8 protein-coding genes are annotated in these 23,093 nt (G+C 43.2%); 2 read left to right on the top strand and 6 right to left on the bottom strand.

What is annotated here, in order from left to right; genetic code table 11:
- Positions 1–15: 15 nt before the first annotated feature.
- The 5 genes from LV704_RS02980 to LV704_RS03000 all read right to left on the bottom strand — a co-directional run bounded on the left by LV704_RS02980 (position 16) and on the right by LV704_RS03000 (position 20,177).
- Positions 16–7,605: a hypothetical protein gene (locus LV704_RS02980; protein ID WP_233782130.1), complete on the bottom strand. Its 7,590-nt coding sequence runs from the start codon at positions 7,603–7,605 to the stop codon at positions 16–18.
- Between the two features lie 457 nt (positions 7,606–8,062).
- Positions 8,063–12,253, bottom strand: a complete 4,191-nt coding sequence (locus LV704_RS02985; RefSeq protein WP_163421809.1) for a proprotein convertase P-domain-containing protein — start codon at positions 12,251–12,253, stop codon at positions 8,063–8,065.
- Positions 12,254–12,535: 282 nt separating this feature from the next.
- Entirely contained in the window at positions 12,536–14,491 is a 1,956-nt protein-coding gene (locus tag LV704_RS02990; protein ID WP_163421808.1) for an OmpA family protein, read from the bottom strand.
- Between the two features lie 11 nt (positions 14,492–14,502).
- Positions 14,503–15,453, bottom strand: coding sequence for a type IX secretion system membrane protein PorP/SprF (locus LV704_RS02995; protein ID WP_163421807.1), 951 nt, complete (start codon positions 15,451–15,453; stop codon positions 14,503–14,505).
- 14 nt (positions 15,454–15,467) lie between these two features.
- A complete protein-coding gene (locus tag LV704_RS03000; RefSeq protein ID WP_163421806.1) occupies positions 15,468–20,177 on the bottom strand; it encodes a gliding motility-associated C-terminal domain-containing protein in 4,710 nt (1,569 codons plus the stop codon).
- A 400-nt stretch (positions 20,178–20,577) separates the two neighbouring features.
- Here LV704_RS03000 and LV704_RS03005 point away from each other — a divergent pair, with 400 nt between their 5' ends.
- Positions 20,578–22,167 carry a peptide chain release factor 3 gene (locus tag LV704_RS03005; protein ID WP_163421805.1) on the top strand — a complete coding sequence of 530 codons (1,590 nt, stop codon included), beginning with the start codon at positions 20,578–20,580 and terminating at the stop codon, positions 22,165–22,167.
- Between the two features lie 109 nt (positions 22,168–22,276).
- Positions 22,277–22,714, top strand: a complete 438-nt coding sequence (locus tag LV704_RS03010) for a hypothetical protein (RefSeq protein ID WP_163421804.1) — start codon at positions 22,277–22,279, stop codon at positions 22,712–22,714.
- Positions 22,715–22,770: 56 nt separating this feature from the next.
- Here the strand turns inward: LV704_RS03010 and LV704_RS03015 are convergent, their stop codons facing one another.
- Positions 22,771–23,082, bottom strand: a complete 312-nt coding sequence (locus LV704_RS03015) for a DUF3467 domain-containing protein (RefSeq protein WP_163421803.1) — start codon at positions 23,080–23,082, stop codon at positions 22,771–22,773.
- Between the last annotated feature and the right edge of the window lie 11 nt (positions 23,083–23,093).

Consider the following 23,093-nt stretch of genomic DNA (forward strand, 5'->3'; position numbering starts at 1 on the left):
CAGTCTTTATTGTTATTATTTAACCACAAATACTACATTGATTAATGTATTGTAGTCTGTTGGTATATTTTCAACCTCTATCGTCAAATTACCATTCGCGTCTATAACCATTGCATCGGGAGCAGGTATCACTGATGCAGTATCAAAAACAGTAGGGTCTGCATAAGTCACATAATAATATAAATCTGTTCTCCCATAAGTTGGAACTGCAGCTGGTGCGCCTGTACTACCAACAGTTGGCGTTCCAAATTGGTCTATATATTCCTGATAAAGATCAATGGATTTTATACCCGTAGTAGAAGCGTCAATAGATATTGATGGCGGATAGAATATATTTGGTCTGGTATTGTTTATGACATAAGGAGTTCCCGAAGACCCATCACCAGTAACACTAATATCCGTACCAGCTGTTACTATGGTTTGTGTACCGTCCACTGCGTCAAGTTCCGTCTGGATCTCCTCGATAGCGGCCTGTACGTCCGTACTGGTCGTATTACCAGTGGCTGTAAATGGTACCCCTCCCGCGTTCTGGTTATCCGTATTGTCCAAGTATCCGCTTAGGTCCACGTCCGTGTTTGGGTCACCACTGATCGCCAAGGTGTTTCCTGTTAAGGTCAGATCTTGTGCATCTGTGTTATCTAAGTAACCGCTTAGGTCCACATCCGTGTTTGGGTCACCACTGATCGCCAAGGTGTTTCCTGTTAAGGTCAGATCTTGGTCATCTGTACCGTCCACTGCGTCAAGTTCCGTCTGGATCTCCTCGATAGCGGCCTGTACGTCCGTACTGGTCGTATTACCAGTGGCTGTAAATGGTACCCCTCCCGCGTTCTGGTTATCCGTATTGTCCAAGTATCCGCTTAGGTCCACGTCCGTGTTTGGGTCACCACTGATCGCCAAGGTGTTTCCTGTTAAGGTCAGATCTTGGTCATCTGTCCCATCTACACCATCAAGTTCCGTCTGGATCTCCTCGATAGCGGCCTGTACGTCCGTACTGGTCGTATTACCGGTTGCCGTGAAAGGTACCCCTCCCGCGTTCTGGTTATCCGTATTGTCCAAGTATCCGCTTAGGTCCACGTCCGTGTTTGGATCTCCACTGATCGCCAAGGTGTTTCCTGTTAAGGTCAGATCTTGGTCATCTGTCCCATCTACACCATCAAGTTCCGTCTGGATCTCCTCGATAGCGGCCTGTACGTCCGTACTGGTCGTATTACCGGTTGCCGTGAAAGGTACCCCTCCCGCGTTCTGGTTATCCGTATTGTCCAAGTATCCGCTTAGGTCCACGTCCGTGTTTGGGTCACCACTGATCGCCAAGGTGTTTCCTGTTAAGGTCAGATCTTGGTCATCTGTACCATCTACACCATCTAACTCTGTTTGTATCTCTTCTAATGCGGCTTGTACGTCCGTACTGGTCGTATTACCAGTGGCTGTAAATGGTACCCCTCCCGCGTTCTGGTTATCCGTATTGTCCAAGTATCCGCTTAGGTCCACGTCCGTGTTTGGATCCCCACTGATCGCCAAGGTGTTCCCTGTTAAGGTCAGATCTTGTGCATCTGTGTTATCTAAGTAACCGCTTAGGTCCACGTCCGTGTTTGGATCCCCACTGATCGCCAAGGTGTTCCCTGTTAAGGTCAGATCTTGGTCATCTGTACCGTCCACTGCGTCAAGTTCCGTCTGGATCTCCTCGATAGCGGCCTGTACGTCCGTACTGGTCGTATTACCGGTTGCCGTGAAAGGTACTGCTCCCGCGTTCTGGTTATCCGTATTGTCCAAGTATCCGCTTAGGTCCACGTCCGTGTTTGGGTCACCACTGATCGCCAAGGTGTTTCCTGTTAAGGTCAGATCTTGGTCATCTGTACCGTCCACTGCGTCAAGTTCCGTCTGGATCTCCTCGATAGCGGCCTGTACGTCCGTACTGGTCGTATTACCGGTTGCCGTGAAAGGTACCCCTCCCGCGTTCTGGTTATCCGTATTGTCCAAGTAACCGCTTAGGTCCACGTCCGTGTTTGGGTCACCACTGATCGCCAAGGTGTTTCCTGTTAAGGTCAGATCTTGGTCATCTGTACCGTCCACTGCGTCAAGTTCCGTCTGGATCTCCTCGATAGCGGCCTGTACGTCCGTACTGGTCGTATTACCGGTTGCCGTGAAAGGTACCCCTCCCGCATTCTGGTTATCCGTATTGTCCAAGTATCCGCTTAGGTCCACGTCCGTGTTTGGGTCACCACTGATCGCCAAGGTGTTCCCGGTTAAGGTCAGATCCTGGTCATCTGTCCCATCTACACCATCTAACTCTGTTTGTATCTCTTCTAATGCGGCTTGTACATCGGTACTGGTTAGGTTACCTGCTGGGGTAACTGTTACCTGACCTCCATTAATAACTAAATTTCCGTCTATAATGTCTATGTCAATCTCATCATTTGCAGCATCATTAGTAATAGAAATCTTATTTGACCCTGCATTAATATTTTTAAATTCTAAATCTGCACCTGTCTTTCTTGCAAAAGGTCCAACTCCACCAGCACCGACATTAGATGCAGTGTTTGTTTGACCTGCAGTTGCGGCAAAACCATCTATATCCACTTGCAATTCCTCCAATGCGGTCTGTACATCGGTACTACCAAGATTACCTGCCGGGGTAACAGCTACCTGACCTGCATTCTGGTTATCCGTATTGTCCAAGTATCCGCTTAGGTCCACGTCCGTGTTTGGATCCCCACTGATCGCCAAGGTGTTCCCTGTTAAGGTCAGATCTTGGTCATCTGTCCCATCTACACCATCAAGTTCCGTCTGGATCTCCTCGATAGCGGCCTGTACGTCCGTACTGGTCGTATTACCGGTTGCCGTGAAAGGTACCCCTCCCGCGTTCTGGTTATCCGTATTGTCCAAGTATCCGCTTAGGTCCACGTCCGTGTTTGGATCTCCACTGATCGCCAAGGTGTTTCCTGTTAAGGTCAGATCTTGTGCATCTGTGTTATCTAAGTAACCGCTTAGGTCCACATCCGTGTTTGGGTCACCACTGATCGCCAAGGTGTTTCCTGTTAAGGTCAGATCTTGGTCATCTGTACCGTCCACTGCGTCAAGTTCCGTCTGGATCTCCTCGATAGCGGCCTGTACGTCCGTACTGGTCGTATTACCGGTTGCCGTGAAAGGTACCCCTCCCGCGTTCTGGTTATCCGTATTGTCCAAGTAACCGCTTAGGTCCACGTCCGTGTTTGGGTCACCACTGATCGCCAAGGTGTTTCCTGTTAAGGTCAGATCTTGGTCATCTGTACCGTCCACTGCGTCAAGTTCCGTCTGGATCTCCTCGATAGCGGCCTGTACGTCCGTACTGGTCGTATTACCGGTTGCCGTGAAAGGTACCCCTCCCGCATTCTGGTTATCCGTATTGTCCAAGTATCCGCTTAGGTCCACGTCCGTGTTTGGGTCACCACTGATCGCCAAGGTGTTCCCGGTTAAGGTCAGATCCTGGTCATCTGTCCCATCTACACCATCTAACTCTGTTTGTATCTCTTCTAATGCGGCTTGTACATCGGTACTGGTTAGGTTACCTGCTGGGGTAACTGTTACCTGACCTCCATTAATAACTAAATTTCCGTCTATAATGTCTATGTCAATCTCATCATTTGCAGCATCATTAGTAATAGAAATCTTATTTGACCCTGCATTAATATTTTTAAATTCTAAATCTGCACCTGTCTTTCTTGCAAAAGGTCCAACTCCACCAGCACCGACATTAGATGCAGTGTTTGTTTGACCTGCAGTTGCGGCAAAACCATCTATATCCACTTGCAATTCCTCCAATGCGGTCTGTACATCGGTACTACCAAGATTACCTGCCGGGGTAACAGCTACCTGACCTGCATTCTGGTTATCCGTATTGTCCAAGTAACCGCTTAGGTCCACGTCCGTGTTTGGATCTCCACTGATCGCCAAGGTGTTCCCTGTTAAGGTCAGATCTTGGTCATCTGTCCCATCTACACCATCAAGTTCCGTCTGGATCTCCTCGATAGCGGCCTGTACGTCCGTACTGGTCGTATTACCGGTTGCCGTGAAAGGTACTGCTCCCGCGTTCTGGTTATCCGTATTGTCCAAGTATCCGCTTAGGTCCACGTCCGTGTTTGGGTCACCACTGATCGCCAAGGTGTTTCCTGTTAAGGTCAGATCTTGTGCATCTGTGTTATCTAAGTAACCGCTTAGGTCCACATCCGTGTTTGGGTCACCACTGATCGCCAAGGTGTTTCCTGTTAAGGTCAGATCTTGGTCATCTGTACCGTCCACTGCGTCAAGTTCCGTCTGGATCTCCTCGATAGCGGCCTGTACGTCCGTACTGGTCGTATTACCGGTTGCCGTGAAAGGTACCCCTCCCGCATTCTGGTTATCCGTATTGTCCAAGTATCCGCTTAGGTCCACGTCCGTGTTTGGGTCACCACTGATCGCCAAGGTGTTCCCGGTTAAGGTCAGATCCTGGTCATCTGTCCCATCTACACCATCTAACTCTGTTTGTATCTCTTCTAATGCGGCTTGTACATCGGTACTGGTTAGGTTACCTGCTGGGGTAACTGTTACCTGACCTCCATTAATAACTAAATTTCCGTCTATAATGTCTATGTCAATCTCATCATTTGCAGCATCATTAGTAATAGAAATCTTATTTGACCCTGCATTAATATTTTTAAATTCTAAATCTGCACCTGTCTTTCTTGCAAAAGGTCCAACTCCACCAGCACCGACATTAGATGCAGTGTTTGTTTGACCTGCAGTTGCGGCAAAACCATCTATATCCACTTGCAATTCCTCCAATGCGGTCTGTACATCGGTACTACCAAGATTACCTGCCGGGGTAACAGCTACCTGACCTGCATTCTGGTTATCCGTATTGTCCAAGTAACCGCTTAGGTCCACGTCCGTGTTTGGATCTCCACTGATCGCCAAGGTGTTTCCTGTTAAGGTCAGATCTTGGTCATCTGTACCGTCCACTGCGTCAAGTTCCGTCTGGATCTCCTCGATAGCGGCCTGTACGTCCGTACTGGTCGTATTACCGGTTGCCGTGAAAGGTACCCCTCCCGCGTTCTGGTTATCCGTATTGTCCAAGTATCCGCTTAGGTCCACGTCCGTGTTTGGGTCACCACTGATCGCCAAGGTGTTCCCGGTTAAGGTCAGATCCTGGTCATCTGTACCATCTACACCATCTAACTCTGTTTGTATCTCTTCTAATGCGGCTTGTACATCGGTACTGGTTAGGTTACCTGCTGGGGTAACTGTTACCTGACCTCCATTAATAACTAAATTTCCGTCTATAATGTCTATGTCAATCTCATCATTTGCAGCATCATTAGTAATAGAAATCTTATTTGACCCTGCATTAATATTTTTAAATTCTAAATCTGCACCTGTCTTTCTTGCAAAAGGTCCAACTCCACCAGCACCGACATTAGATGCAGTGTTTGTTTGACCTGCAGTTGCGGCAAAACCATCTATATCCACTTGCAATTCCTCCAATGCGGTCTGTACATCGGTACTACCAAGATTACCTGCCGGGGTAACAGCTACCTGACCTGCATTCTGGTTATCCGTATTGTCCAAGTAACCGCTTAGGTCCACGTCCGTGTTTGGATCTCCACTGATCGCCAAGGTGTTTCCTGTTAAGGTCAGATCTTGGTCATCTGTACCGTCCACTGCGTCAAGTTCCGTCTGGATCTCCTCGATAGCGGCCTGTACGTCCGTACTGGTCGTATTACCAGTGGCTGTAAATGGTACCCCTCCCGCGTTCTGGTTATCCGTATTGTCCAAGTATCCGCTTAGGTCCACGTCCGTGTTTGGATCCCCACTGATCGCCAAGGTGTTCCCTGTTAAGGTCAGATCTTGGTCATCTGTACCGTCCACTGCGTCAAGTTCCGTCTGGATCTCCTCGATAGCGGCCTGTACGTCCGTACTGGTCGTATTACCGGTTGCCGTGAAAGGTACTGCTCCCGCGTTCTGGTTATCCGTATTGTCCAAGTATCCGCTTAGGTCCACGTCCGTGTTTGGGTCACCACTGATCGCCAAGGTGTTTCCTGTTAAGGTCAGATCTTGGTCATCTGTACCGTCCACTGCGTCAAGTTCCGTCTGGATCTCCTCGATAGCGGCCTGTACGTCCGTACTGGTCGTATTACCGGTTGCCGTGAAAGGTACCCCTCCCGCGTTCTGGTTATCCGTATTGTCCAAGTATCCGCTTAGGTCCACGTCCGTGTTTGGGTCACCACTGATCGCCAAGGTGTTCCCGGTTAAGGTCAGATCCTGGTCATCTGTCCCATCTACACCATCTAACTCTGTTTGTATCTCTTCTAATGCGGCTTGTACATCGGTACTGGTTAGGTTACCTGCTGGGGTAACTGTTACCTGACCTCCATTAATAACTAAATTTCCGTCTATAATGTCTATGTCAATCTCATCATTTGCAGCATCATTAGTAATAGAAATCTTATTTGACCCTGCATTAATATTTTTAAATTCTAAATCTGCACCTGTCTTTCTTGCAAAAGGTCCAACTCCACCAGCACCGACATTAGATGCAGTGTTTGTTTGACCTGCAGTTGCGGCAAAACCATCTATATCCACTTGCAATTCCTCCAATGCGGTCTGTACATCGGTACTACCAAGATTACCTGCCGGGGTAACAGCTACCTGACCTGCATTCTGGTTATCCGTATTGTCCAAGTAACCGCTTAGGTCCACGTCCGTGTTTGGATCTCCACTGATCGCCAAGGTGTTTCCTGTTAAGGTCAGATCTTGGTCATCTGTCCCATCTACACCATCAAGTTCCGTCTGGATCTCCTCGATAGCGGCCTGTACGTCCGTACTGGTCGTATTACCGGTTGCCGTGAAAGGTACCCCTCCCGCGTTCTGGTTATCCGTATTGTCCAAGTATCCGCTTAGGTCCACGTCCGTGTTTGGATCTCCACTGATCGCCAAGGTGTTTCCTGTTAAGGTCAGATCTTGTGCATCTGTGTTATCTAAGTAACCGCTTAGGTCCACATCCGTGTTTGGGTCACCACTGATCGCCAAGGTGTTTCCTGTTAAGGTCAGATCTTGGTCATCTGTGTTATCTAAGTATCCGCTTAGGTCCACATCCGTGTTTGGGTCCCCACTGATCGCCAAGGTGTTTCCTGTTAAGGTCAGATCTTGGTCATCTGTACCGTCCACTGCGTCAAGTTCCGTCTGGATCTCCTCGATAGCGGCCTGTACGTCCGTACTGGTCGTATTACCAGTGGCTGTAAATGGTACCCCTCCCGCGTTCTGGTTATCCGTATTGTCCAAGTAACCGCTTAGGTCCACGTCCGTGTTTGGGTCACCACTGATCGCCAAGGTGTTTCCTGTTAAGGTCAGATCTTGGTCATCTGTTGCTGTCAATTCCCATGAATCTCCATCCCAAAAATAGATGGTACCAGTTGTAGTATTTACATATATATCTCCTGTATCTGCTCCGCTTGGTGTTATTGCTCCAGGACTGGATACAGCTATACCTTTTAATACTTCGCAGTTACACTGATCCTGTAAGGTTACCGTAGTCTGGGAAAAGGCAAATCCTGTGAAGAAAAGGAAAACTATGATTATGATGTTCTTTTTCATGGGGTTATTGTTAATTGACATCGTATGTACTATCTTTTTTGTAATCTATTTTGCGAGTTTTGCACTTCAATACTTTGAATACTACTACACTTTACAAAATTACCTTTATCTCTAGGGGATGAAAATATTTGTTGTGTACTACTAAAAACCGATTGTATAGCTGTTAAATTTTGAAGTTATCACATTCAATTATTAAGATTTTTTTAAGGTTGTTTATCGATTAAACCAGTATTATCAATAGTTATAGTTATTGTATTAAAGCATAACTAAGCTTAATAAAACATAAACTATGTGAAAGATTTTACGTACTAAATCAATGCTTTTCTTGCTATCGAAATTCCTTTATTCGCTATTATTTTAATAATCTTAGGCATGTGATTATCATCTCAATATGCAGATATGTAAAGAGTATTACAAGTGGGTATTTGACTAAAAAACAAGTATTTTTTGTAGAATTCTAGTTTCTTTTAACTCTGTATGTAATTCTACGGTTTGTAATTACACCTGACACTCTTATTGTTAGGGTTACTGTGTTTGAAGTTTCAAAACTACAGATGTATGCCGAATTGGAAACCAAAGCTTGATATTGTTCCCCATCATTTGCAGCCGTTGGATTAGTAACCGTCAATGTACTTGTTGTTGCTCCACTATAGATTCCAGTATCATTTACGTTGTCCCATGTTAAACCATTAAAACGCTGCCATTGAAATGTATCAGCATTTGTTCCTGTAACATTAAATGTTGTGCCACAACCTGGGCATGTAGTTGAGTCTATGGGTTGAACTGTAATTGCAGGAGCTACACCTGCTTCTTGAAAGTCAAATATAGTATTGGTGTCCTCATCTGCTGGGACCGTGTACGCAGCTGTTTGGACGGTTCCATCAAGGTTTATAGCAGGTATACCCGATCCGTAAGTTCCATTATCATCTGAATCCGCATTTATATCTGCATATGCCTCATCTGCATCTCCACAACCATCTGCATCGCTATCTGCCTCCAAATAGTCATTGTTTCCGGATGAATCCGAGTTAGCAATAGTATAATTAGTGGTTCCGCTATTTTCTTGTCCACTGGCTTGTACGCTATTTGGTACTCCATCTGTGCCAACTGCCCCAGTAAGGCGTCCACTAGAATAGGCTTGATCATGACCCGCTTCAACAGCGTCATAAACTCCATCATTATCACTATCTAAATCCAAATCATCATAAACTCCATCATTATCCGTGTCAATTGCTGCTGTCCAGATGATAGCATTCACCAGTAAATCTTCTCCTGCAGAGTTAAATCCACCATTTCCATTTGCATGAGGTACTATTGCTCTTTTACCTGGTGCGGTCCCCACCTCCATGGCGTCTCCTTGTTCCCATATTACAATGGATGCTTCACTGTTATTGGGATCTCGACCCAAAACTGTTCCAGTAGTCAACCCATTTCCATGATATAGAGCATCCCCAATATTGTAATTCCCTAATGACAGTCCAGAGGTTATTGGATGTGTATTATTTATAATATTGACCGAGGTCAAACCACTACTTCCCCCTGTTGCTGCACCCAAAATATCATCATGTAATGCCGGTTCACTGGTTATCACACCTCTTTCCGTGGTGGATAGGTTGGCTACATTTGCCAAAGCATCTCCACTGAAAACGTCTTCATAAACAAAGGTCACACCATAACTATTCGCATCTCCGCCCACGTTATCGTCAACTACAGTAACCGTATAGCCCAAAGCCGTTAATTTATCTATTGTATTCTGCTCTTCTGTCCCAGCTGTACCATTGGTTACCCACAATACCGTTTTTGGAGATTCTACCGCATCCAAAATACCATCGTTATCATCGTCCAAATCAACATTGTCAAAGATTCCGTCTCCATCAGTATCAATAGCAATTGTTAAGGTTGCTTCTGAAGATGTGATCGATGTACATGAGCCTCCTGAATTAGAGACTATTATTCTATAGATGTATCCATTTTTAGCTATACCGGGAGTCAATACAGTCAACACCTCTGTTGTTGTACCTGAATACTCCACTCCATTTGTTATATTGGAAAAACTTCCTCCTCCATTAGTGCTTACCTGCCATTGATATGTGTCTGCGTTACTTGTGCTCGATACAAAAGTACCATTGCTTCCTAAGTTTACCGTTTGGTCAGTTGGTTGTATATCTATTGAAATAGGGTCAACTGTTATAGTTTGGGTTACATCTATGAAGTTGCCAGCATCATCCGTAATACGATATGTTCTTGTAATAATTTCAGGATTTGTTCCTCCATCACTGACATCACTAATATGGGTTACTGCTGGACTAGCGGTACAATTATCCGCCTCGTCTGTTACATCTGTAATTGCAACTGCCGGAACATCTGCGGAGCAATTCACTGTAACAGGTAATGGATTAGTCGCAGTTGGGTTTACATTATCTATTGTTATCGTTGTTACACCTGTAATACTTAAGACAGGGTCTCCTGTGGTTCCTCCGTACTCCACTACATATCCCTGTGCTTGATATGGTCCAGAAGTAGAGGTTGTATTTGGTAAATCATTCCAGGATCCAGGTGATGAAGTCACTGAAACATCTGTAATGTGTGCATAATCTTCATTTCCTGATTGGTTGGGTTCTCCTGCATTCCAAAAAGCAAAAAAATCTGGTGCAGTAGTTGTACCTCCTGCAGTTCCGGACCAAAAAGGAGTTCCTGCACCTGCATTGGCAAGGCCTTCTGGACCCGTAACCCATCTCCAATCTCCTTCGGTTGCAGCATCACTACCACCAATCCAGCCTACACCTAAAGCTTGTGAACCCGAAAAGTCTGCTTCCGCTTGGGAAGTTAGGGTCGCTAAATACCCTTGTAAACCAAAATATGTTCTTAAAGCAGCAGCATCTCTTGCCGCTGTCCATGTGATGTTAGGGCTGGAAATAAATTCATAATAGTGACCTGTGGGGGGTAAAAAGTTTGCGCTACCAGGAGTAATGGAAAATTGTCTAGTCCCTGTTGGACTTACAGCACTGCTAGAATATTCAACCGCCAAAACAGCTGCTTCAAATTCTGTAAAAGTAGTTGGTCCTTGCAAGGTAAGTTCTCCTTCAACGGCATCCCATGTTGCTGTGATATTTGGATGTGTTCCAGTAAGGGTCAGTAAATCTTCTCCATTTATATACCCTGAAGATATTTGAATAAAAATGGCATCTGTTGTGGTGTCATCCGGATCTGTTAAACTAAATGTTTCGGCTATGGCCAATGATGTTCCCGGACAGTACACTTGATTCCCTGTTACTGTTAATACTGGAGGTTGATCAACTGTAGGTACGATCGATTCGCTTAAATCGTCAACGGTTGCATTGCTATCCGTTTGGTCTGCAGTTACTGAAGTAATTGTATTTGTAATGGTTGAACCACTTGTACCACCGTCCACGCTAGCAGTAATATTTAAAGTAGCTGTATTTCCATTATTTAACGTACCTATGGTCCATACACCTGTTCCAGAATTATAAGAACCATCATCACTTACATAAGATACTCCGGCGGGTAAAACATCTGTTAGACTTACATTTGTGGCATCTACAGGGCCATTATTTACAATACTTAACGTATAAACAATATTGGATCCTTCTCCCGGAGTACTGTCATCAACAGTTTTTGAAACTGCTAAATCTGGTGATCCTGCTGCGGTGCATACTTCAACGGAAAAGCTATTTAAGGTCCCTACATCTGAACCAGCATTATCAGATACTGTTAAAGTCCAATTACCGATAGGGTTCTCACCGTTAAAATCTGAAAGATTACCTTCTGGGCTAAATGTTCCTGTAAATGGTGCCGAACCTGATGTAATAGGTGTTCCACCAGCATCGTCAAAAACTGTATTTGTATAATCATCCCCGTTACCTCCATTCCCCGAGGACAACAACACTGTTGTACCTAAAGGACTGGTTATATTGATGGTTAAATCAGAATCCCATGGATGTGTTATGTCCACCGTAACATTTACATCTGTTACAGTACTGGTTGTAGAAAAATTAACTGTTCTTGAAACCCCGGTAGCGTTGTTGTCCGGTATTGTAACATTAGGTGAAGTAGATTGTGTAGTGCATGACGTTCCTACGGGTGTTCCTTGTATAGTTACATCATCTATAAAATAGTATTCCGTATCACTGTTTTGATTTGTGACAAATTGCACTCGTATCTCCAATGTACTACCAGAAAGACCTGTAACAGAATACGATGCCAAAACTCCAGTCGTTGTGGTGTTTTGAAAATTCATCCATGTTCCGCTATCAATCCTGTAAGAGCCTGTAAAACTATCGCCTGATTCTACTCCAGCAAGACCGGCATCCATACTAAAGGAAATATTAGTATAGCCCGATATATCTACAATTGCTGTTGCCCAGGTTTCAGTTTGATCTGTGTTCCTAGCTCGCATTACTTGACTTCCACCCACACTTGCAACATCAAGCCTTCTATTAGTATTATTGTGAGTATCTCCAGTTGCTGCCCATGAAGTAGCTTCGGGGCCTGTTGCAGTTCCTGTTAAATCATTAACTGCTGTTGGGCTTTCAAAATCTTCAAACCAAATGGTAGTTTGTCCAGAAACTGCAAACGTTCCCAAAAAAAGAATTATTACTAAAAGATTTTTAGCATTGAGGTTTTTCATGTAATGACGCTAATTTGGAAATTGACGTATCATTCCTATATTATCAAAATCTCAATAAAAATAGAATGGAAGTCCTTGAGTCCCCAAAAAATGTTGTCTAGACCTTCTTTACGCTAGTTAAGACAGTAAATAATGGTGTATGCCTTTTCTGTAATCCCTAAAAATTGTTAAAATTTGGGCACTTTATCGATTAGGGCTTTAAAACAGAAATCTGCCAGAGGGGTAGAAACCCATTTTTTTGCAATTTTACTAGGTCAATTCTTGAGGTAAGTAGTTCAAGAATTATTCAAAAATGATAAACTCAGATCGTCTATTTAATTGATGTTTTTCCTTGGAACAAGGAGTTCCATTTGCACAGTCATTTACCAATCTAGTTTCTCCATAACCTTCTCCTTGAAGACGATCGGCAGAAATTCCCTTGGAAATCATATAAGCCACTGTGGATGCTGCTCTCTTTTGAGATAACCATAGGTTATAAGCATCATTGCCCCTGCTATCCGTATGAGAATTTACTTTTATTTTTAAACTTGGATACTTCTCCATAGCCACGATTACCTTTTGAATTTCAATCTCGGCATCTGAACGAATATTGAACTTGTTTAAATCAAAATAAATAGTACTTAATTGAAGTAATTTGGCCAAATCGTCACCAAAACCACCTGTTACCAAATCACGCTCCAAATAAAAATCTACGATTCTTGGTTTCCCATAGGATTTGTTCAAATATTCTTCTGCAGGTACGTAGCCATCTCTTGAAGCCCTAACAAAGTTTCCTTTTGCACAATCCAGTCCTAGTACATAATTACCCTTAGAATCAGTAATAGTGGAAGATACTTCATTGTTTTCTTCATCAATAATTTTAACTGTTGCCCCAACCAAAATTTCATTGGATATTCTATCCCTTACCGTTCCTGTAACGTCCTGCAAACAGTCAAGAACCAAAGGTTCTGTTTCTTTAAACTGATATATATCATCCTCTCCTAAACCACCTGTTCTATTAGAAGAAAAATAGCCTTCTTTAGACTCATTTTTTAGGATAAATGCAAAATCATCATAGTTACTATTAACGGGTTTTCCTACATTAACCACAGGTTCTTCAAAATTGCCGAAAGCAATTTTTGTAGCAAAAACATCTAATCCTCCAAGACCTTGATGTCCATCAGAAGAAAAATAAAGTACTCCATCTTGCGTAATAAATGGGAAGGTTTCTCGTGAACTTGTATTTATATTCTTTCCTAAATTAATGATGGGACCATATGTGCCATCACCAATTATTTCTGTCATAAAAATATCTGATTCCCCTACTGTTCCCGGCATATCGGAAACAAAGTACAGCCTTTTCTCATCTGGACTCAATACAGGGTGTGCCACAGAATAGGAATCATTATTGAATGGGAGTTCCAATACATTGGTCCACTCTCCATCTACCAATTCTGCTTGGTAAATCTTTAATCGAATTACTCCGTTTTGGTCTTTGTACTTTTTACCATCCAAGAAATTGTTTCTTGTAAAGTACATGGTATATCCATCTTTGGTTACTGCAGAAGTAGACTCATGAAGCCTTGTGTTTACATCACCTTCCAATTTAACCACTATGTTATTGGAAATACTATCCGCATTTACCTTATATAAATCAAGAAAATCTTTTGAGTTCCATGTATGTCTGTACCGTGCTAAATTCCCCGTATCCCTATCAGAAGAAAAAATAAGCCCTTGCTCATAAAAGGATGCTGCAAAGTCCGAATACTTGCTGTTATAGTCAAAAGGCTCAATATCATATCGTCCAGAATTCGCTTCGATTTTAGCGAGGTAATCCTCATCATAAAAATCATTAGCATCGCTTGTCGAGGTCATTTCTTTAAACTTGGCCATCACTTTTGCAGATTCTTCATAATCTCCCAAAGTCTTTAAACTTTGGGCATATCTAAAGATATAATCGGGCTCGGTTCCGTCAGGAAACGACTCTACCAATTTTTTATACACATTGGACGCTTCTTCATATTTGGCATTAAAGTAATAGGAATTACCAAGGCGCTTCAACAAATCTGAAGACACGTAACCTTTATCCAGTACTTTTTTGTAAATATCTATTGCAGGGCTAAAAGAATATTCATCATAGCGCTCATCTGCCTTTGCCTTTACTTTTGCCTGTTGTTTCTCATTCACCTTCTCTTGTGCCAAGATACTGGTCGTATATCCTGAAAAAACAATTATGAGTATAAGTATTCTTTTTAGCATTTTAAACTGTATTAAAAGAATCTAGGTGATACTGTTTTTTGAAACGCTTTTAGCAACTCTAGCCTTAAAAAGACTTCAAAAGAACCATCATTGAACTGGGTTCCTCCTAATTCCGTTGTTTCCCTATCATAAGCCAGACCAAGCATAATTTGATCTGTTATCTGAAACCCAGCCAAAGCACTCACCGCTGCATCCAATCTATATGCTGCGCCAAAACTGAATTTATCCGCAAAAAGAAAGTTTGCAGAAATATCAACTTGCAGTGGCGCCCCGCCAACGGCCTTGGTCAATAAAGCCGGCTTAAATTTAAGGTCTGCATTCAAGTCAAAAACATAACCCGTTATTAGATAGAAATTTATCCGTTCTGTTGCTAAAAAATTTACTGATTCAGGGTCATTTGAGCCACTATCAAAATACTCGGTTTCCAAGATACTTGGAGCGGAAACTCCTGCATAAAATTTATCCGTATGATAATAGATTCCTAGTCCAAAATTTGGTGAAAATTGGTTATCAATATTATCTTGATTTACTACTTCTTGGTCAAAATTCCGAAGTCCATTGAAGTCCAAGTTGAGCATATTTCCGCCTGCTTTTAACCCAAATGAAAGCTTTGCATCCCTAGAAACATCTATGGTATAAGAAAGTACTGCGTCCAAATAGGTTTCTTGCACAACGCCATCGCCTATATTATCATTTACTATGGAAACACCGTACCCTAATCTACTATTACGAATAGGTGAATGTAGGTTTAGTGTAAAGGTTTCAGGTGCTCCATCCAACCCAACCCATTGGGATCGATATAATCCTGCAAAACTCAATTGTCCTCTTGACCCTGCATAGGCAGGATTAACACTCAATGTATTAAACATATATTGTGTGTATTGAGCGTCTTGCTGAGCAACAAGACCCTGAAATATCATTCCAATAAATAAAAACGGAATTAAAAAATGCTTTTTAATCATTCTGTTTCAATATGTTACCTACTTATGTATATGTATTCGGAGTCTGTAAAACTTCCTTCATCCGTTTCGTAGTCAAATATATAAAAATATACTCCGGCCGGAAGATAATCGTTCGCACTCAAAGTAGATCTTCCTCTAGACCTACCATCAAAGACATTGTTAACATTGTTGTAGTCTTTTCCTTCGTATACCGCGACACCCCATCTGTTAAAAATTCTAAGTGTACTTGTTTTAATATTCCTAACTCCTCTTATAAAAAGGAAATCATTTTTTAAATCTCCATTAGGCGTCAACATTTGGTTAACTAAAATATTCTCTAAAGACACTGTAACAGTAACAGTGGCAGTATCACAGTTATCCGAATTAGCAGCTTCACAGATAGTGTATTCAATGGTATAAATGCCATCACGGGTACCTGGAATTACATTTACAATACCATCATCATTGATGAACAGTTCACCTGTGGGAGTGGAAGTCAGAATCACATCTGATAAGGTAATTGATTCACCATTAAGGGTGTCGTTAGAAAGTACATCACTATCTAAAATAACTCCTCCTGAACTATTAGAACTGTAAGCATCATCCACTGCATCGATAATATTTAACATGTCAGGGTCTAGATAATCCGGAGTGCCGTCTTCATCCGTATCATCGTTCGTTGGGTCGCCATCCCCATCTATGTCCTCATCCGGGGTATCGATCCCATCACCGTCATCATCAAAGTCACGATAGTTGACATCCTCCGTTCCGTCCGTGTCCGGTAGGTCGTTCGCCGGATCGTCTATCTCATCGTTCACATCATAGCCGTCATCGACATCACTGCCCTCGTAGCCATCGTCCAATCCATCGTTGTCCGTGTCCGTTCCAGTGTATGTCTGGTCAGGGATGCCGTCAAAGTTGAAATCATTACCCTCATTATTATCCAGTACAAAATCGTTGTCACTGTCATCATCAAGGTAATCTGCAAGTTCATCAGCTCCATCTGTGTTCACTGGCGTAAGTCCGCCAAGGTAAGCAGAGTTCACCCCGTCGTTCGCAGCATAGGTAGCCTCGTCGTCATCGTTGGGCGGAATGTAGCCATTGGTCGTCTGTGCCTCTACATTGTCAGGGATACCGTCATCGTCGCTATCAATGTCCAAATGATCAGGGCGACCATCTCCGTCACTGTCCAATGGATCTTCCCCATTGTTAAGCCCTGGATCTTCGGTTGTATCCAAGATACCATCGTTGTCATCATCAAGGTCCACACTGTCGGGCACACCATCATCATCGGTGTCCACATCATCATTGGGATCTAGGTAATCAGGGGTGCCATCTTCATCCGTATCATCGTTCGTTGGGTCACCATCCTCATCTACATCCTCATCTGGGGTGTCGATCCCATCACCGTCATCATCAAAGTCACGATAGTTGACATCCTCAGTTCCGTCCGTGTCAGGTAGGTCATTCGCCGGATCGTCTATCTCATCGTTCACATCATAGCCGTCATTGACATCACTGCCCTCGTAGCCATCGTCCAATCCATCGTTGTCCGTGTCCGTTCCAGTGTATGTCTGGTCAGGGATGCCGTCAAAGTTGAAGTCGTTACCCTCGTTGTTGTCCAGTACAAAATCGTTGTCGCTGTCATCGTCAAGGTAATCCGCAAGTTCATCAGCTCCATCCGTGTTCACTGGTGTAAGGCCGCCAAGGTAAGCAGAGTTCACCCCGTCGTTCGCGGCATAGGTAGCCTCGTCGTCATCGTTGGGAGCCACATAGCCATTGGTCGTCTGTGCCTCTACATTGTCAGGTATCCCATCATCATCACTATCAATGTCCAAATGGTCAGGGCGACCATCACCATCACTGTCCAATGGATCTTCCCCATTGTTAAGCCCTGGATCTTCGGTTGTATCCAAGATACCATCGTTGTCATCATCTAGGTCCACGCTGTCGGGCACACCATCATCATCGGTGTCCACATCATCATTGGGATCTAGGTAATCAGGGGTGCCGTCTTCATCCGTATCATCGTTCGTTGGGTCGCCATCCCCATCTATGTCTTCATCCGGGGTATCGATTCCGTCCCCGTCATCATCAAAGTCACGATAGTTGACATCCTCCGTTCCGTCCGTGTCCGGTAGGTCGTTCGCCGGATCGTCTATCTCATCGTTCACATCATAGCCGTCATCGACATCACTGCCCTCGTAGCCATCGTCCAATCCATCGTTGTCCGTGTCCGTTCCAGTGTATGTCTGGTCAGGGATGCCGTCAAAGTTGAAGTCGTTACCCTCGTTGTTGTCCGCAACAAGATCGTTGTCACTGTCATCATCAAGGTAATCTGCAAGTTCATCAGCTCCATCAGTGTTCACTGGCGTAAGTCCGCCAAGGTAAGCAGAGTTCACCCCGTCGTTCGCAGCATAGGTAGCCTCGTCGTCATCGTTGGGCGGAACATATCCATTGGTCGTCTGTGCCTCAACATTGTCAGGGATACCGTCATCGTCGCTATCAATGTCCAAATGGTCAGGGCGACCATCGCCATCACTGTCCAATGGGTTCGTCAACGGATCATTGTCATTGTCAAGGTTCGGGTCTTCAGTCGTATCCAGGATGCCATCGTTGTCATCATCTAGGTCCACGCTGTCGGGCACACCATCATCATCGGTGTCCACATCATCATTGGGATCTAGGTAATCAGGGGTGCCGTCTTCATCCGTATCATCGTTCGTTGGGTCACCATCCCCATCTACATCTTCATCCGGGGTATCGATCCCATCACCGTCATCATCAAAGTCGCGATAGTTGACATCCTCGGTACCGTCCGTGTCCGGTAGGTCGTTCGCCGGATCGTCTATCTCATCGTTCACATCATAGCCGTCATCGACATCACTGCCCTCGTAGCCATCGTCCAATCCATCGTTGTCCGTGTCCGTTCCAGTGTATGTCTGGTCAGGGATGCCGTCAAAGTTGAAGTCGTTACCCTCGTTGTTGTCCGCAACAAGATCGTTGTCACTGTCATCATCAAGGTAATCTGCAAGTTCATCAGCTCCATCAGTGTTCACTGGCGTAAGTCCGCCAAGGTAAGCAGAGTTCACCCCGTCGTTCGCAGCATAGGTAGCCTCGTCGTCATCGTTGGGCGGAACATATCCATTGGTCGTCTGTGCCTCAACATTGTCAGGGATACCGTCATCGTCGCTATCAATGTCCAAATGGTCAGGGCGACCATCTCCGTCACTGTCCAATGGGTTCGTCAACGGATCATTGTCATTGTCAAGGTTCGGGTCTTCAGTCGTATCCAGAATTCCATCGTTGTCATCATCTAGGTCCACGCTGTCGGGCACACCATCATCATCGGTGTCCACATCATCATTGGGATCTAGGTAATCAGGGGTGCCGTCTTCATCCGTATCATCGTTCGTTGGGTCGCCATCCCCATCTATGTCTTCATCCGGGGTATCGATCCCATCACCGTCATCATCAAAGTCACGATAGTTGACATCCTCCGTTCCGTCCGTGTCCGGTAGGTCGTTAGCAGAATCGTCTATCTCATCGTTCACATCATAGCCGTCATCGACATCACTGCCCTCGTAGCCATCGTCCAATCCATCGTTGTCCGTGTCCGTTCCAGTGTATGTCTGGTCAGGGATGCCGTCAAAGTTGAAGTCGTTACCCTCGTTGTTGTCCGCAACAAGATCGTTGTCACTGTCATCATCAAGGTAATCGGGCTCGTCCTCGCCATCAGTGTTCTCGGGATCAAGGCCTTCATCTCCACTACCTTCATAAGCATTGTCAAGACCATCTTTATCATCATCTTCTCCTGTAGGAGGAACATAACCTACTGTAGGCTGCGCCTCCACATTGTCAGGTAAACCGTCATCATCACTGTCAATATCTCTAAAATTTGGTTGATGGTCATCGTCACTATTAATAGGGTCTAGTCCTTCACCGGAGCCAGGGTGAGACTCGTAATGATCATCCAACCCATTGTCATCACTATCAACACCGCACGGTGCCTGGAAATAATCTGTTGTCTGTGCTTCTACATTGTCGATAATACCGTCATCGTCACTGTCTATGTCTCTAAAATCGGGGTGATGGTCAGAATCTGTATCTATTGGAGTTAATCCACCACAACTTCCAGGAGTCTCTTCATATGCATCATCAAGCCCATTATGGTCTTTGTCCTTGCCTGATGGAGGGATATAACCTGGGGTACTTTGCGCTTCAATGTTGTCAATAGTTCCATCATCATCAGAATCTATATCCAAATAATCAGGAATCTTATCACCGTCTGTATCTATGGGTGTCAATCCACCACAACTTCCAGGAGTCTCTTCATAGGCATCATCCAATCCATTGCGGTCCTTATCTTTTCCAGATGGTGGGATATAACCATAACTAGTTTGCCCTTCTATATTGTCAATAATTCCGTCATCATCAGAATCTACATCTAAATAATCAGGAATCCCATCACCATCTGTATCCGTTGGGTATGTCCAATAACAATCATCTCCATCCAAATTTTGATCTTCAACGGTATTAATTATTCCGTCTCCATCAATGTCTATATCCTTATTATCCGGAACACCATCTCCATCGGTATCCGTAAAAACAGATAGTTCAGAATTAATTAAAGTACCAGGAGCCCCATTAAATGAGGTGACCGTTAGATAAACGGCTAATCCTAATATTAAAAAAAGAGTGTATGAAACCTTTTTCTTAAATTCTAAGAAAGTATTTTTTTCCATAAATGACAGTTTTGGTCAACTAATCACCATGGCTTGTAGTTCTCGTAAGTGTAAGAAAATGGGGCTTTTCTTATTTAATAAAAGTGGATATTTGTGTTCTCTACGCTCCAAATAATCTCAAACGCATAATTAATGCATTTAGAGCTTATCACCTATTTTTATCGATAAAAGGCTTATTCCTCATCATTATTTACCACTTATATTAATACGTAAGGTTTTCATAAAAAGATTACGGCTTAGTAAAAAACAAAAACCTTAGGCATACGAAAAGTACTTTACTTTTTATTTTTAAAGGCAATATTTCTGCTTTTTTTGTCCTATTTATATTAACAATTATTTATAAATCTTGTAATTAATTATAACAGGGATATTTACGTTATTTTTGCCGAAATTTTCGCAGATGGATTTTGATAAAGAGATAGCAAGACGAAGGACTTTTGGCATTATTTCTCACCCGGATGCCGGTAAAACCACACTAACAGAAAAGCTGTTGCTTTTTGGTGGTGCAATTCAAGAAGCTGGTGCGGTTAAGAACAACAAGATTAAAAAATCCGCTACCAGTGATTTTATGGAAATTGAACGTCAAAGAGGAATTTCCGTGGCTACTTCCGTGCTAGCATTTATCTATAACGATAAAAAAATCAATATTCTAGATACACCTGGGCACAAAGATTTTGCCGAGGATACTTTTAGAACCTTAACTGCCGTTGATAGTGTTATTGTTGTTATTGATGTTGCAAAAGGTGTTGAGGAACAGACCGAAAAATTGGTCGAAGTCTGCAGAATGCGCAACATCCCCATGATTGTTTTTATCAATAAATTGGATAGAGAAGGTAAGGATGCCTTTGACCTTTTAGATGAAGTTGAACAAAAACTAGGTTTGTCCGTTACCCCTCTTAGTTTTCCTATTGGAATGGGCTACGACTTTAAGGGAATATATAATATCTACGAAAAGAACATCAATCTTTTTAGCGGGAACAGTAAGAAGAACATTGAAGAAACCATTGCCTTTACTGATATTGAAAATCCTGAACTCGACAATATAATTGGAGAATCCGCAGCACAAGAACTTAGAGACAACTTAGAGTTGGTTAGTGGGGTATATCCAGAATTTGATAAAGATGCCTATTTAAAAGGACAGCAACAACCTGTCTTTTTTGGTTCCGCATTAAACAACTTTGGGGTACGTGAACTTTTAGACTGCTTTGTTGAAATTGCACCTACTCCAAGACCAAAAATGGCGGAAGAACGTTTGGTAGAAGCAAGTGAAAAGGATTTTTCAGGTTTTGTATTTAAAATACATGCCAATATGGATCCCAAACACCGAGATCGTTTGGCATTTATAAAGATTGTGTCTGGTACTTTTGAACGCAATACACCATACTTGCATGTAAGACACAACAAAAAATTAAAGTTTTCCAGTCCAAATGCATTCTTCGCTGAAAAGAAAGAAATCGTCGATATTTCTTACCCTGGTGACATTGTGGGGTTGCATGACACTGGGAATTTTAAGATTGGTGATACGTTGACCAATGGAGAAAAATTAAGCTATAAGGGTATTCCTAGCTTTTCTCCCGAACATTTCAGATATATTAATAATGCTGACCCTATGAAAGCCAAACAGCTATACAAGGGTATTGATCAACTTATGGATGAAGGAGTTGCCCAGCTATTTACTCTGGAATTGAATGGTCGTAAAGTTATTGGCACTGTTGGCGCACTTCAGTATGAAGTTATTCAATATCGTTTAGAACATGAATATGGAGCCAAATGTACCTACGAAAACTTTCCAGTACACAAGGCTTGTTGGGTAGAAGCGGACGATGCTTCCAATGATGAGTTTAAAGAGTTTAAACGAGTGAAGCAGAAATTTTTAGCTATTGATAAGCGAGGACAATTGGTCTTTTTAGCCGATTCACAATTTTCGTTACAGATGACGCAACAAAAATACCCCTCGGTAAAGCTTCACTTTACTTCAGAATTTGACTAAATACTATTGATTTTTAAGGTAACTGGTTATGTCTGACGGTTTGCACACTCTGGACTGATTACTACTTTTTTTGTACTTTAAAAGCACATAACCAATAAATGCCTTTTTTATGACAACTGATTCTATACATAAATCACCCGTTTGGTTCTGGGTGGTCAGTGTTATTGCTTTGCTGTGGAACCTTATGGGACTAAGCGCGTATTTGGCTGATGCCTATACCAGTATTGAGCAATTGGAACAAATGAGCCAAGAAGTAAGAGAACTTTATGAGGGTAGACCTGCTTGGGCTACTGCTGGATTTGCCATAGCAGTTTTTGCAGGTACAATTGGGTCAATAGGGCTTTTGCTTCGTAAGAAATGGGCCAGACCTTTGCTCCTTTTATCTGTTTTGGGATCTATCGTCCTGAATATCCACACCTTTTTTCTGAGCACTGCCTTGGAGGTCATGGGTTCTAACATTGTAATCATGCCCATAGTCGTTATTGTCTTTGGCATTTACCTTGTCTTCTTTGCCAAAAAGGGAATTCAAAAAGGATGGCTTAGTTAGCTTAGCTAAAAAAAAATGCAATAAAAAAACCGACAATGAAGTCGGTTTTTTTTGTATTATGCTTCTCCAGTAGGCCCAAAATTTAATGGGATTGGAGGTTGTTCATAATCTTTAATTGTTCCATGCGCTTTCTCAAACCTTGTCACATTATCGCTTAATGCTTTCAAGAATTTTTTGGCATGTTGTGGTGTTAACACAATCCTACTTTTCACCTTAGCCTTAGGGGCGCCAGGCATCATACTAATAAAATCTACAACAAATTCAGATACCGAATGATTGATGATTGCCAAATTGGAATATATCCCTTCAGCAGTTTTTTCATCTAACTCTATATTGATTTGTTTTTGGTTTTGATTTTTCTCAGCCATTGTATTTTATG

The organism is Flagellimonas sp. CMM7, assembly GCF_021390195.1.
Classification (GTDB): domain Bacteria; phylum Bacteroidota; class Bacteroidia; order Flavobacteriales; family Flavobacteriaceae; genus Flagellimonas.